The following is an 11,801-nucleotide window of genomic DNA, read 5'->3' on the forward strand; positions in this document are numbered from 1 at the left end:
GCTGGTCAGGCCGGAACACCGTTACGGCCTGCCGATATCCCGCGTTCGCAGCGCAATCTTGCGCAGGCAAACGCGAACGGCCGGTTTGCCGGCCAGATCGCCGGCGTGGCGGTCAAGGGGAAGGGTGGCACAACCCTGTTCGAGGTCGACGAAGCCAACCGGCCCCGATACCACGCTGGGGGCGCTCGGCCGGCTGAAACCGGCGTTTCGTCCGGACGGCACCATCACCGCCGGCAATGCGCCCGGCCTCAATAGCGGCGCCGCGGCCATGATCGTGGCGGAACGTTCGCTTGCCGAAGCCCGGCCTCGAGCCGCTGGGCCGGCTGGTGGCCTACGGGGTCGGTGCCGTGGAGTCGGGCATGTTCGGCCTGGCCCCGTCCCGGCGGTGCGGCAGGCGCTGCAGCGCGCCGGCTGGGCGCTGGGCGATATCGAACGCATTGAGATCAATGAAGCCTTTGCCGCGGTGCCGCTGGCGTGGCGGCGGAACTGGGCTTGCCTCACGACATCATCAATGTCGACGGCGGCGCATGAGCCTGCCCCGCTTGCCCGGGGGCGCGGGTGCGGGCTCCATGGCAGGAACGGATCGACGGCAGATTCAGCCCCTGACCTGCGGCAGCCATTGCCACGTGTGCGCCAAGACTCGCTTGCGCATGCATCGCGCTCGATTGCTGTAAGCGCCGCAAGTGCCGCAAGCGCCGCAACGGGGTTTCACTTTTGCTCAAGCTGTTGAGGCGCTCACGTCATCCGCGCAAGGCAGCGAGGGCCGTTTCACGCACTTGTCGTGCACGGTCAATTCACTGTCATCGTTTTGTCGCAATGCCTTCATAGAACTGATTTGCAGAATTGCAATTTCTATTCTGGCTTTGTCCACCCACCGACACGAGGGGGTTCAAGATGCGCTTCGCTCCTCCAGCTGCACTGGCGATAGCTGCGTTGGCGATCGGCACTCAGGCCGCGCACGGCCAGGCCATTGTCAAGATCGACGGCTCCAGTACCGTCTATCCGGTCACCGAGGCCGTAGCGGAAGATTTCCAAAAGGCCAAAAAAGGGGCGACCAAAGTCACAGTGGGTATCTCCGGCACTGGCGGCGGCTTCAAGAAATTCTGCCGCGGCGAGACCGATATCTCAAACGCCTCACGCCCTATCCTGAAGCAGGAAATGGAAGCCTGCGCGCAGACGGGCGTCAAATACTACGAACTTCCTATCGCATTCGACGCCCTGACTGTCGTCGTCAACCCGAAGAACACCTTCGTCAAGCAACTGACTGTCGAGCAGCTCAAGAAGATGTGGGAGCCGGCGGCACAAGGCAAGATCACGACCTGGAAGCAAGTAGACCCTTCATTCCCGGACGCACCCATGAAGCTGTTCGGGGCAGGCTCGGATTCGGGTACCTTTGACTATTTCACGGAAGCCATTGTCGGCAAGGCCAAGTCTTCGCGCGGCGACTACACCGCCTCCGAAGACGACAATGTCCTGGTGCAGGGGGTCTCGCGCGATGTGAACGGCCTCGGGTATTTTGGCTACGCCTATTATGAGGAGAACAAGGGCAAACTGAGGGCCGTTCCCATCGTCAACAAGAGCGGCAAGGCCATGGCTCCGAGCGCCAGCGCCGTCCTGGATGGTTCATACAATCCGCTTTCGCGACCGATCTTCATCTACGTCAATGAGAAGTCGCTCGAGAAGCCCGAGGTCAAGGACTTCGTGGCCTACTACCTCCAGCACGGGGCGCGTCTGGCTTCCGAGGTGAAGTATGTTCCCCTCCCCGCCAAGGCCTATACGATTGCAGCGGAGCACCTGGCGAAGAAGAAGCTTGGCACCGTGTTTGGCGGTGAACCCGACGTGGCGGTCACCATCGATTCCCTGCTGGCTCGCGAAGCAAAGCTGTAGCTGATGTCTGGCACGGGCCGCCGTCCGCGCCAGGCCAGAACGCTCTAGTGAAGGCTGCCATGCCAGAATCCACTACCACAACCGCTCCCACGGCTATCGCCCCGCACGTGGTCAGCGAGCGGCTCGCCAGGAAGCCCTTCCGGAATACGAAGGAACGCGTGATCGAGGGCATTCTCTTTCTTGCTGCCTCGGTTTCCGTTATTGCGACCCTGGGCATCGTGTGGGTCCTGGTCAGCGAGTCGGCGCACTTCTTCGGCAACATTCCCGTCCGGCAATTCTTCACCGATACGCTGTGGACTCCGCTGTTCGCGGAACCCCGCTACGGCATCCTGCCGCTACTTCTGGGCACATTGACAACTTCACTGGTCGCGCTGGCGGTCGCCATCCCACTCGGCACCGTGATTGCCATCTACCTCTCGGAGTTCGCCAATCCCTCGCTCCGGGAAGTCATCAAGCCGTTCCTTGAATTGCTTGGCGGCATTCCTACCATCGTTTACGGCTACTTTGCCCTCACGGTCGTCACGCCGATGCTGCAGGCGCTGATCCCTTCGCTGCCTGGATTCAATATGCTTTCCGCCGGGCTCGTGATGGGCATCGCCATCATCCCCTACGTCAGTTCGCTGGCCGAAGATGCAATGCGGGCGGTGCCGATGAACATGCGCGAAGGATCCTATGCCATGGGCGGCACACGCTTCCAGACGTCGGTGCGGGTCGTCGTGCCGGCAGCGTTGTCCGGAATCCTGTCCGCCTACATCCTGGGGATCTCCCGTGCCGTGGGGGAAACCATGATCGTTGCGGTGGCCGCCGGCATGCAGCCAAACTTCACGATGAATCCCGTGGAACCCGCCCAGACCATTTCCGCTTACATCGTGCAGGTGGCGCTGGGCGACCTCCCGCACGGATCCATTGGCTACCAATCTATCTTTGCAGCAGGGTTGACGCTGATGCTGATGACGCTGCTCTTTAACATTCTCGGACACATTATTCGCCGCCGCTATCGCGAGGCATATTGAAAGGTACGTCCATGCACGAGCCGCCACTCGAGGCGATGCGCGTCATCATCAAGTCCAATAAGCGCTGGGACCTCTTCTTCGCCATTGCCGGCTTTATCGCCCTGCTTGTCGGCATCCTGACTTTCGTTGCGCTCTTCGTCCAGATGGCCTTTACGGGCTGGGAACGTCTCACACCGGAGTTCTTTGCCAACTTCCCGTCGAGGCGGGCTTCGCAGGCCGGCATACTTTCCGCCTGGGTCGGCTCCTTGCTTGTGATGCTGGTGACGGCTATTGCCGCCGTTCCGTTGGGGATTGCCGCCGGCACTTACCTGGAGGAATACGCACCCAGGAACCTGATCACCGACGTGATCGAGATCAACGTCACTAACCTGGCTGGCGTGCCCTCCATCGTCTATGGCCTGCTCGCACTGGGGATCTTCGTCTATGCCTTTGGCTTGGGCCAGAGCATCCTCTCCGCCGGCCTGACGCTCGCACTGCTCATCCTTCCGGTCGTTATTGTGGCCACGCGCGAGGCGATTCGCGCCATCCCGCAGCATATTCGTGAAGGCGCGTACGGGCTGGGTGCCACCCGGTGGCAGGTAACCCGCGACCACATCATTCCATACTCCATGCCCGGCATCATGACCGGCGTCATCATTGGCATGTCGCGCGCCATCGGAGAGACTGCCCCCATCATTACCATCGGCGCACTCACCTTTATCGCATTCCTGCCCCCGTCGCCGTTCGAGCCGGGATTCCCCTGGATCAATTTTGATTGGCTCTGGTCAGGATTCACCGTGATGCCGATCCAGATGTTCAACTGGACATCCCGCCCCGAGGAAGCTTTCCAGCAGAACGCCGCTGCAGCCGGGTTTATCCTGGTCCTGATGACACTTTCGATGAACGGACTTGCCATCTGGATTCGCTATCGCCTGAGGAGGGACATCAAGTGGTAGGCAACACAATGTCCGTGTCAGACCAGACCCCTTATGCCGCTTCGGCACGCAATGCCATCGCGCAAGAACTGAAGGTGCATGCCCTGGAGCCGACTCCCGTGAAGGCGGCTGCAATCAATTTCAGCTTCTACTATGGAACCTTCCAGGCGCTCAAGAATGTCAACCTGCCCATCCACGAGAAGCGTGTCACTGCCCTGATTGGCCCCTCCGGCTGCGGCAAATCGACGTTGTTGCGTTCCTTTAACCGCATGCATGACCTCTACCCGGGCAACCGGTACGAAGGGGACATCCGGCTCTATCCCGACAACACCAACATCCTCGATCCCCGGGTCGACCCCATCGAAGTGCGCATGCGCATCGGCATGGTCTTCCAGAAGCCAAATCCCTTCCCCAAGACGATCTACGAAAATGTCGCCTATGGGCTGCGCCTGCGGGGGGCGAAGAATCGCTCCATGCTCGATGAACGTGTCGAGGGGGCCCTGCGGGATGCTGCACTCTGGGACGAGGTCAAAGACCGTCTGCAGGCACAGGCTATGACCTTGTCCGGCGGACAGCAGCAACGCCTTTGCATCGCACGATGCCTGGCCACCGATCCTGAGATCTTGCTGTTCGATGAGCCCACCTCGGCACTGGACCCCATTGCCACGGGCAGTATCGAAGAACTCATCGGCCAGCTGCGGGCACGCGTCACCATTCTTATCGTGACCCATAACATGCAGCAAGCGGCGCGGGTTTCCGACTACACCGCCTATATGTACCTCGGCGAGCTGATTGAACATGGCCAGACCAAACAGATCTTCCTCAAGCCGACTCAGCAGGCAACGGAAGACTACATCACCGGTCGTTTCGGCTGAATGGGGAACCCCATGACCGAGAAGCACTTGTCCAGCCAGTTCGATGCCGACCTCACCGATATTTTCACGGAAGTCATGCAGATGGGGGGGCTGGTAGAGGCACAAGTTCAGTCGGCAATCCGTGCGTTGGAGACCTTCGATGTGAGCCTTGCGCAGAACGTCATCGCGACGGAGGCGCGTGTCAACCGGGAGGAAGTCGAAATTGACGCGCATTGCAGTGACATCATCGCCCGGCGGCAGCCTACGGCTCGCGACCTGAGACTGCTGATGGCAATCTCGAAGACCATTACGAACCTGGAGCGCGTGGGAGACGAGGCTTACCACATTGCGAAGCGCTCGAAGCGCATCCTCAACGAAGTGCCGCGCTCGACCATCGATTTTTCCGAGCTCCGCGTCTGCGCTGCACTCGCTGTCGGAATGCTCAGCAAGGCCCTGGATGCCTTTGCCAGGCTCGACGCAACAGCCGCAGCAACGATCGAGCAAGAGGATCGCGGCCTCGATGAAGAATTTCGCGGCTTCGTGCGCAAGCTCATGAGCTACATGATGGAGAACCCAAAGCTGATCTCCGTGTCCCTCGACTATCTCTTCATCGCCAAAGCGATCGAACGCATCGGCGACCACGCCACGAACATCGCCGAATTCACGATCTACATCGTCAAGGGCACCGATGTCCGGCACATCGGGCAGGAGGCAAACAAACAATGAGCAGTCTTGGCGCTATCCGCCCAACGCTTGCGGCGCTTCGGCATTGTCGACTCGCCCACCGGATGGCGATTCCCCTGTGGCGTTCGAATCGGGTCGCAGCATGACGGTATTGGTATTGGGATTGTTCATTTTCCTGGGTGTGCACTCCGTGCGCATGGTTGCCGACCCATGGCGTACCGCGCAGATTGCCAGGCTCGGCCTACGTGGCTGGAAAGGCTTGTACACCCTGGTTTCGATTGCCGGCCTGGCGCTGGTTGTCTGGGGCTACGGCCTGGCCAGCGCGCATCACGTGGTAGTCTGGGCGCCGCCGGTGTGGGGGCGGCACGTTGCTGCATTCGTCACGATCCCGGCCTTCGTGCTGATTGCGGCGGCATATGTGCCTGGTAACCGCATCAAGGCAGCGTTCGGTCATCCGATGCTGGCAGGCGTGCAGGCCTGGGCCCTGGCGCACCTGCTTGCCAACGGAACACTCGCCGCAGTGGTGCTGTTTGGCGCGTTCCTGGCATGGGCGGTCGCGGACTTCGTGTCAGCGCGCCGGCGGGACAGGGAAGCAGGCGCTAGCTACCCGACCGGGAACCTGGCGCGCGATGCCATGGCAGGGGTCATCGGGCTCGCGGCCTGGGCGCTGTTCGGATTCGTGCTTCATGGGTGGATGACCGGCGTGCGGGCGTTCGGGTGAAGAAGTGAAGAAATGCTTCATCCGTCCACAGTGGCTGGACTCGCCAGACGCGCCCCGATTATGACCGTCATATTTCTGACATGGTGACGCTTCGGGCCAGATAACCAGCGGAAGAAACCAAGACAACTCAGGCCAAAGACGACAGCAGAGAATCTTGCGCCGAGTCGCCTTCCTGCTGCGAGCGACGCTCAAGCTGCGCTCCATCCATTCACCGCTGGACAGCATCAGCCCCTCTTCCCCGCCATCGTGGAGATAGAAGATGCGGGCGACAGCAAGGCATTCATCTTGGCGATGATCTCCCCCTTGCGGCCCGCCCGGGCGTGCTCGGCTTCGGGGCGAATTGCTGACAACGACGCCTGTTTCACAGTGAACGGCGATTGCCAGAGATGAGTCATGCCCTCGGTCTGACCGAGGCCCGTCAGCTGGCTGAATACCTGCGCCACATCCTGCGTCAGCGTTTCATGGCAGGTCGCAGCTGGTGCTCACACTGTCTCACTGGTGACCCCAGACGGGGCCGTGCAGCGTCCTGCGCCACAGCAACGGCCCGCGGCCATGAGGCATTCACACCAGGGACTACTGCGCAGCCTCCTGTAATGAACGTTCGCCTGAGGACTGACTCGCATTGACGACAGCACCAACGGAAAAAGGCAGGCCCGCGCCAAGTTATGCAAGACACTTCCACTTTTGCTCTTGAAGTCGACTAAAGTAGTTATCCGTTCCGAGCGATAAGCGGCCGGCCCAACGAGCCCTCCCAAAACAGCGCTGCCGCAGGTCATCACAGTGGGTGGATAATTGACCTCGGCGGGGCGCAGTGGTACCAACGGTTCTAAGCGGACTGGTTTGGAGATGGCCGGCAACCGCCAACCCTTGACAACAACAGTAAGCGATGACGCCCATGTCGAAGACTACAAAGAAGCGATATCTGAAAGCGCTCAACCGGAACCTCAAGAAGGAGGCGGCAGGCCAGTTCGATACGGTTTTTGTTTTCTATCCACTCGGGTCGAAACCCAAGAATGCCACGGGTGTCACGGCCGGCGGGCCAGTCGATGCCCGGGTCCTGGCGGTCATGGACGCGGTACAGGCCCGCGTGTTTGCGGAATTCGAGAGTTCCGCCAAGCTGGAATAGATGGAACGCGAACTGAAGCTCGAACTTCTGCAAGACGAGGTTGACCGACTGATCGCGCTGCCCCTGCTTTCGTCCCGGTGCGTGGAGCCGCCTCACGACGAGCAGCTCGTCAGTACGTATTTTGATACGGCTGACCTGTCCTTGCGTCAACACCGTGCTTCCCTGCGCGTGCGCCAGGCGGGAAGCCACTATGTGCAGACATTGAAAACCCACGGCAGGCGGCAGGGTGGCCTATACGAGCGCGAGGAATTCGAATCTGCAATTGCCGGGCCCGCGCCCGACTTGACTGCACTGCAGGAGAAACTCCCCAAGGACACGGCGTTGGGAGACCTGCTTCGTGAAAGTGACCTGGCGGAGCGCCTGGAGCCGCTCTTCGTCTCCGAGGTGCAGCGGACCGTTGCGCTGCTGCGCTTGCCGCAAGGCGCGGAGGTGCAGGTGGCCCTGGATCGCGGCGTCATCCGCGCAGGAAAGGCCACGGTGCCCATCCGCGAACTCGAGCTGGAGATCCAGGCCGGAGCGTCGATTGAACTCTTCGGGTTCGCACTGGAGCTGCTCGATTCGATTCCCATGCGCGTGAGCCGAGCGAGCAAGGGCGACCGCGGCTACGCGCTTGTCGTTTGCGAGCCTTCGGAAGCGGTTCGCGCGGCCCCCCTCAGGCTTTCCGACGAGGCTTCGACCGAAGCCGTGTTCCAAAGCATTGTGCAAAACTGCCTCGCGCAGATTTCGGCCAACGAACACGGCGTCGTGAACAGCGACAACCCGGAGACCGTGCATCAGATGCGGGTCGGACTACGCCGCCTGCGCTCCGCGCTGGGCATCTTCCAGTCGCTGATTGCCTGCCCGCCCGAACTTCAGGAAGAAGTCAAGTGGATTGCCGGCGAGCTGGGCCCTGCACGGGACTGGGAGGTCCTCGCCCACTCAACATTACGCGAGTCCGTCGACGGGGCGCGGAGTGACGTGGGCGCCGATGAGATCCTGGCTGCGGCAAATGAGGTCGCCGCCGAAGCGCGACAACGCGCTGGGCAAGCGGTCGACTCCGAGCGCTACACCCGGCTGATCCTTGCACTAAACCATTGGGCGGGTAGCGGCGACTGGCGTCATGCGCAACGCAGTGAGCTGGCTGAGCCGGCCACGAAGTTTGCGCTGGACACCTTGCGCCAGCGCCATCGCAAGTTGTTGAAACGCGGCCGGCGCATGGCAAGGCTCGACGTACATCGGCGCCACCGCGCACGCATTGCCGCCAAGAAGCTCCGCTACGCGACGGAATTTTTCGAGTCCTTGTTCCCGGCGAAGAAGTTGCAGCGCTTCCGTCGCCAGCTGTCGCGTCTGCAGGATGACCTGGGTTGGCGCAACGACATGGCGGTTGCGGATGACCTGTTGCGCAGCCTCACAGTCAAGGACCCGCAGCTGGCATCTGGCACCGGCTATGCGCGCGGCTACCTTGCAGGCAAGGTGGACGCGGACAAGGAGCAACTGCGTGGCCTGTGGAAGCGCTTCAAGGGGGCCCGACTTCCCTTCTAGCGGGCAAGCTACGGACTCAGGCCGTGGCTTCGAGCAACGAGGGGCCCCAGATGACCCCTGCGCTACCATTGAGAATGGCATCGAGACCGAGACGTCGCCATCCGACGCGATCGTGGTGAGGATCCCTTCGGAGGGGACATTTTTTTCGTGATCGCTCCACGTTGGTCGCAAGAGAAATCTATGTTTGAAAACAGTAAGCCTCTGATAAGCTGTCCACATTTGGTGTCCAGAATGGAATCAAAGATGGCGACGTATCAGCGTGGAGAGGTATCCATTACAACCTCGGTCCTGGAACTACCGTCCGGACGGTACCAAGGATTGGTGACGTTGGAGTCCACCGCCGGCATTAGCAGCTTTCACTGCTCGAAATACCGAAACGATCCCCTGGAGGCGCGCTTTGATGCGGATGCCGACATCGAGCACGCCTACCGCCGATACCTGGTCGCCGCAATGCCGCCGTTTGCCATTCCGACGCCATCGCAGTGAAGTTTCCAGCTTGACCACCTCTGATAACAGTCCCATCTCTCCCTTTGAGAGTTTCCACCGCTCCGGCTATTACGACTTCCGGGCCTACGTTGAGCAGCTTTCCAGTGGAGGCTATCAAGGCTTCGTGGTGGTACGCCATCACACGTTGACCGGCTTGCAACAGACCATCTTCCGCGCTGGGGGCAAGGCGGCGCAACAGGCTACCGCGTTCACCAGTGCCGAACTGAAGGTTGCGAAACTTAAGGCAATGATTGCCGACGGTGGGTCGCCGCTGGACAACCAACGGTAGGTCGCGCATTTGCCGCCGTCCTGGCGCCCCTTTCTCAGTGACCGCGCCAGGACGCTAGCTCTGCATCAAGCCATGCAATACGCCGAAACGCAAGCCGGGCTCGGATGGCAGCATCTCATCGATGCCAAACACTTTGAACACCGCCAGCATCACGGCAAGGCCACCCGGCAGCGCTTCCATGCGATGGCGCTTCAGGCCGGCAAGCTCCAGGCGACGGAGATGCCCCGCCTCCAGCAGGCGCAGCGACAGCCGTAACAGTCCATCATAGGTAATCGTGCTGCGCCCTCGTGCGGTCAGGCCATTACATTGCAACAACCGCGCAAGCAGGCGAGCCGTACCCGACGAGCCGATGGTCAGCTGCCAGGCATGCTCCCGATACCGGGTTGCCACCTTCTCGATTTCCTCGCCTGCTATCCGCTCAGCCAGCTGCAGGCTGCGCCCGTCTAGCACGCCGTCGGGAAAGAATCGCTTGCCGAATGTGCCACTGCCGATCGGCACGCTGTCCACCGCCAGAAGCTTCTCGCCACGACCGATGGCCAGCTCCGTCGAGCCGCCGCCGATATCGACCACCAGCCGTGTGGTGTTTGCGTCCGGCATGGTATGTGCGATGCCAGCATAGACCAGGCGTGCCTCCTCTTGGCCGGAGATCACATCGATTTGGAAACCAAGGCGTTGCTCGGCTTTGGCGAGGAACACAGTGGCATTGCTCGCCACCCGCACTGTATTGGTGGCCACCGCCCGTACGCGGCTGGGCTCGAATCCCCGCAACCGCTTGCCAAAGCGCTCCAGCGCGCGCCAGCCCCGCTCGAGGGAAGAGTCGTCCAACTCCGAGCCGCGCAGACCGTGGGAAAGACGAACCGGCTCGCGGAAAAATGCCACTTCCCTGATGACACGGCTACCGCGCGCGGGTTGGCCGATCATCATGCGAAACGCATTGGAGCCAAGGTCTACTGCGGCATAGTGCGGGGTTGTCATACCGAACATGGAGGCAGCCAGGCGAAGCGCTTGCGCTGGCGACAGCTTCACGATGCCGAAGTCGGACTACCAGAAGATCGCTGAACTGAAAGAGCGCTGCCTGGGCAGCGGCCTCCGTATCAAGAAGAGCGAAATTCTGCGTGCCGGGTTGCTGCTGCTGGCCGAGAGGTCACCGAAGGAACTGCTGGCGGCAATCAGGAAGATCGAAGCCGTGAAGACTGGACGTCCGCCGAAGGCTTAACGCCCGCGGAACTGCGCTGCTATCCGGCTTTCCAGGCCTCCCCGCGCCGCGAACTGGCCGATCTTACAAGTATTTGATTCCAAATGGCTTCTATGACCGGGCAGCCAGAACTCGCATCAAAAGTACGATGACCCCAGGTTGCGCGCATTGCGGCTGTCCCCGAGGCCGGTGGTCCGATTCCACCTGCCGGCGGAAACTCATACATCCGCTCTGCAGCCAAGAAGAAAACTGCGCACCTTTAGCAACTTCGTAGAATGCACCGCCTGCCTAGCGGCTCTCAGGGGCGAAACCACCCAGTGCCCAACGCCGGCAATGATCTAGATATTGGCGTTCATGAATGCCGATAAGGTCGACGATACAAGTCCATAACCAGGACGGTGCTTCGATCGTTTTGCCGTGGTGCCGCATGAGTTCGCGCCGCCACGTTCGCGCTTCGCTCTGAGAGAGTTGTCCGGCATGACCTCTTCCGACCACGCTACCAAGGTAATAGGCGAGCTCCGTCGCATCTGACTCCGGAAGCGTTTCGACCTCAAGCTTGAGATCTTGTGGTAGCAACTCGCGCACAACTACGCTTTTGCCCAGAATTCTGGCCGCCACCATGCGGTTTCCTAAGAATGGCGAAAGATTCTTCGCACCTTGTACCACCCGGTCACCATTGTCACGCGGCAGATTCTCCCTTGAGACACAGGGAGCTGCCGGCAGGGCTGCCTCCTTGATGTCAAGCAGGCTGTACTTCCATCGGTTTCCGTCGCCGAGCAGAACCGCATAGCGCAGCCGACCCAACGAGCTACAACCCTTCACCCAGTACGCCGCATCGATGACTTGCAGCTTGTCGTCGCCCTCCTGTGCAGAAATATGCGTGACAGATTCGATCATCGCTTGATCTCTGCATAAGCGCTCAATCGCAGTCCGTTCATCGCGACGCAGTGGCCAAAATTGCTTGCCAGGGGGTATCTGATCAGTCTTCAGGCGCTTTCGCGCCAATTGCCTCCATGTGCGATTGGTTGCCTCTTTTAAGTATGCGGAGTAAACCAATTTCACGAATGAGAGTCAGATGCCAGTCACATGAAGAACGAGCTGGCATCGCCGA

At 60.7% G+C, this 11,801-nt stretch carries 14 protein-coding genes and 1 pseudogene; 12 read left to right on the forward strand and 3 right to left on the reverse strand.

Features of this window, described 5'->3' with window-relative positions; all coding sequences use genetic code 11:
- Positions 1-42: 42 nt before the first annotated feature.
- From J8I34_RS25885 to J8I34_RS25915, 7 genes and pseudogenes are all read left to right on the forward strand, one after another.
- A pseudogene (locus tag J8I34_RS25885) lies at positions 43-528 on the forward strand (thiolase family protein); the annotation flags it as partial.
- A 366-nt stretch (positions 529-894) separates the two neighbouring features.
- The gene (locus tag J8I34_RS25890) at positions 895-1,887 is read left to right on the forward strand and encodes a PstS family phosphate ABC transporter substrate-binding protein (protein ID WP_209775128.1); all 993 of its coding nucleotides are present in this window, start codon (positions 895-897) and stop codon (positions 1,885-1,887) included.
- Positions 1,888-1,946: 59 nt separating this feature from the next.
- A complete protein-coding gene (gene pstC / locus J8I34_RS25895) occupies positions 1,947-2,900 on the forward strand; it encodes a phosphate ABC transporter permease subunit PstC (RefSeq protein WP_209775131.1) in 954 nt (317 codons plus the stop codon).
- 11 nt (positions 2,901-2,911) lie between these two features.
- A complete protein-coding gene (gene pstA / locus J8I34_RS25900; RefSeq protein WP_209775132.1) occupies positions 2,912-3,835 on the forward strand; it encodes a phosphate ABC transporter permease PstA in 924 nt (307 codons plus the stop codon).
- 8 nt (positions 3,836-3,843) lie between these two features.
- Positions 3,844-4,689 (forward strand): phosphate ABC transporter ATP-binding protein PstB, encoded by an 846-nt coding sequence (gene pstB, locus J8I34_RS25905; protein ID WP_209775134.1) that lies wholly within the window; start codon positions 3,844-3,846, stop codon positions 4,687-4,689.
- Between the two features lie 12 nt (positions 4,690-4,701).
- The gene (gene phoU / locus J8I34_RS25910; protein WP_209775136.1) at positions 4,702-5,394 is read left to right on the forward strand and encodes a phosphate signaling complex protein PhoU; all 693 of its coding nucleotides are present in this window, start codon (positions 4,702-4,704) and stop codon (positions 5,392-5,394) included.
- Positions 5,395-5,494: 100 nt separating this feature from the next.
- Complete coding sequence (locus J8I34_RS25915) at positions 5,495-6,073, forward strand: NnrU family protein (RefSeq protein ID WP_209807310.1); 579 nt, start codon at positions 5,495-5,497, stop codon at positions 6,071-6,073.
- A gap of 224 nt (positions 6,074-6,297) precedes the next feature.
- Here the strand turns inward: J8I34_RS25915 and J8I34_RS25920 are convergent, their stop codons facing one another.
- Positions 6,298-6,516, reverse strand: a complete 219-nt coding sequence (locus J8I34_RS25920; RefSeq protein WP_245176136.1) for a hypothetical protein — start codon at positions 6,514-6,516, stop codon at positions 6,298-6,300.
- 452 nt (positions 6,517-6,968) lie between these two features.
- Here J8I34_RS25920 and J8I34_RS25925 point away from each other — a divergent pair, with 452 nt between their 5' ends.
- From J8I34_RS25925 to J8I34_RS25940, 4 genes are all read left to right on the forward strand, one after another.
- A complete protein-coding gene (locus J8I34_RS25925) occupies positions 6,969-7,199 on the forward strand; it encodes a hypothetical protein (protein ID WP_209775139.1) in 231 nt (76 codons plus the stop codon).
- Positions 7,200-8,720, forward strand: coding sequence for a CYTH and CHAD domain-containing protein (locus J8I34_RS25930; RefSeq protein WP_209807304.1), 1,521 nt, complete (start codon positions 7,200-7,202; stop codon positions 8,718-8,720).
- Positions 8,721-8,963: 243 nt separating this feature from the next.
- On the forward strand, positions 8,964-9,206 hold the full coding sequence (locus tag J8I34_RS25935; protein WP_209778205.1) for a hypothetical protein: 243 nt from the start codon (positions 8,964-8,966) through the stop codon (positions 9,204-9,206).
- Positions 9,207-9,216: 10 nt separating this feature from the next.
- Positions 9,217-9,495 (forward strand): hypothetical protein, encoded by a 279-nt coding sequence (locus tag J8I34_RS25940; RefSeq protein ID WP_209807305.1) that lies wholly within the window; start codon positions 9,217-9,219, stop codon positions 9,493-9,495.
- A gap of 54 nt (positions 9,496-9,549) precedes the next feature.
- Here J8I34_RS25940 and J8I34_RS25945 read toward each other — a convergent pair whose 3' ends face one another.
- Complete coding sequence (locus J8I34_RS25945) at positions 9,550-10,521, reverse strand: Ppx/GppA phosphatase family protein (protein ID WP_209807306.1); 972 nt, start codon at positions 10,519-10,521, stop codon at positions 9,550-9,552.
- 1 nt (position 10,522) lies between these two features.
- On the opposite strand from J8I34_RS25945, the gene J8I34_RS25950 reads away from it, so the two are divergent.
- Positions 10,523-10,711 carry a hypothetical protein gene (locus J8I34_RS25950; RefSeq protein ID WP_209807307.1) on the forward strand — a complete coding sequence of 63 codons (189 nt, stop codon included), beginning with the start codon at positions 10,523-10,525 and terminating at the stop codon, positions 10,709-10,711.
- Between the two features lie 267 nt (positions 10,712-10,978).
- Here the strand turns inward: J8I34_RS25950 and J8I34_RS25955 are convergent, their stop codons facing one another.
- Positions 10,979-11,752 carry a DUF2252 family protein gene (locus J8I34_RS25955; RefSeq protein ID WP_209807308.1) on the reverse strand — a complete coding sequence of 258 codons (774 nt, stop codon included), beginning with the start codon at positions 11,750-11,752 and terminating at the stop codon, positions 10,979-10,981.
- Positions 11,753-11,801: the final 49 nt, after the last annotated feature.

Source organism: Cupriavidus phytohabitans, from assembly GCF_017815025.1.
In the GTDB taxonomy this organism is placed as follows: domain Bacteria; phylum Pseudomonadota; class Gammaproteobacteria; order Burkholderiales; family Burkholderiaceae; genus Cupriavidus.

Coding starts and splice junctions, on each gene's coding strand:
- J8I34_RS25890 (WP_209775128.1), top strand. CDS start 895: ATGCGCTTCGCTCCTCCAGCTGCACTGGCGATAGCTGCGTTGGCGATC.
- pstC (WP_209775131.1), top strand. CDS start 1,947: ATGCCAGAATCCACTACCACAACCGCTCCCACGGCTATCGCCCCGCAC.
- pstA (WP_209775132.1), top strand. CDS start 2,912: ATGCACGAGCCGCCACTCGAGGCGATGCGCGTCATCATCAAGTCCAAT.
- pstB (WP_209775134.1), top strand. CDS start 3,844: ATGTCCGTGTCAGACCAGACCCCTTATGCCGCTTCGGCACGCAATGCC.
- phoU (WP_209775136.1), top strand. CDS start 4,702: ATGACCGAGAAGCACTTGTCCAGCCAGTTCGATGCCGACCTCACCGAT.
- J8I34_RS25915 (WP_209807310.1), top strand. CDS start 5,495: ATGACGGTATTGGTATTGGGATTGTTCATTTTCCTGGGTGTGCACTCC.
- J8I34_RS25925 (WP_209775139.1), top strand. CDS start 6,969: ATGTCGAAGACTACAAAGAAGCGATATCTGAAAGCGCTCAACCGGAAC.
- J8I34_RS25930 (WP_209807304.1), top strand. CDS start 7,200: ATGGAACGCGAACTGAAGCTCGAACTTCTGCAAGACGAGGTTGACCGA.
- J8I34_RS25935 (WP_209778205.1), top strand. CDS start 8,964: ATGGCGACGTATCAGCGTGGAGAGGTATCCATTACAACCTCGGTCCTG.
- J8I34_RS25950 (WP_209807307.1), top strand. CDS start 10,523: ATGCCGAAGTCGGACTACCAGAAGATCGCTGAACTGAAAGAGCGCTGC.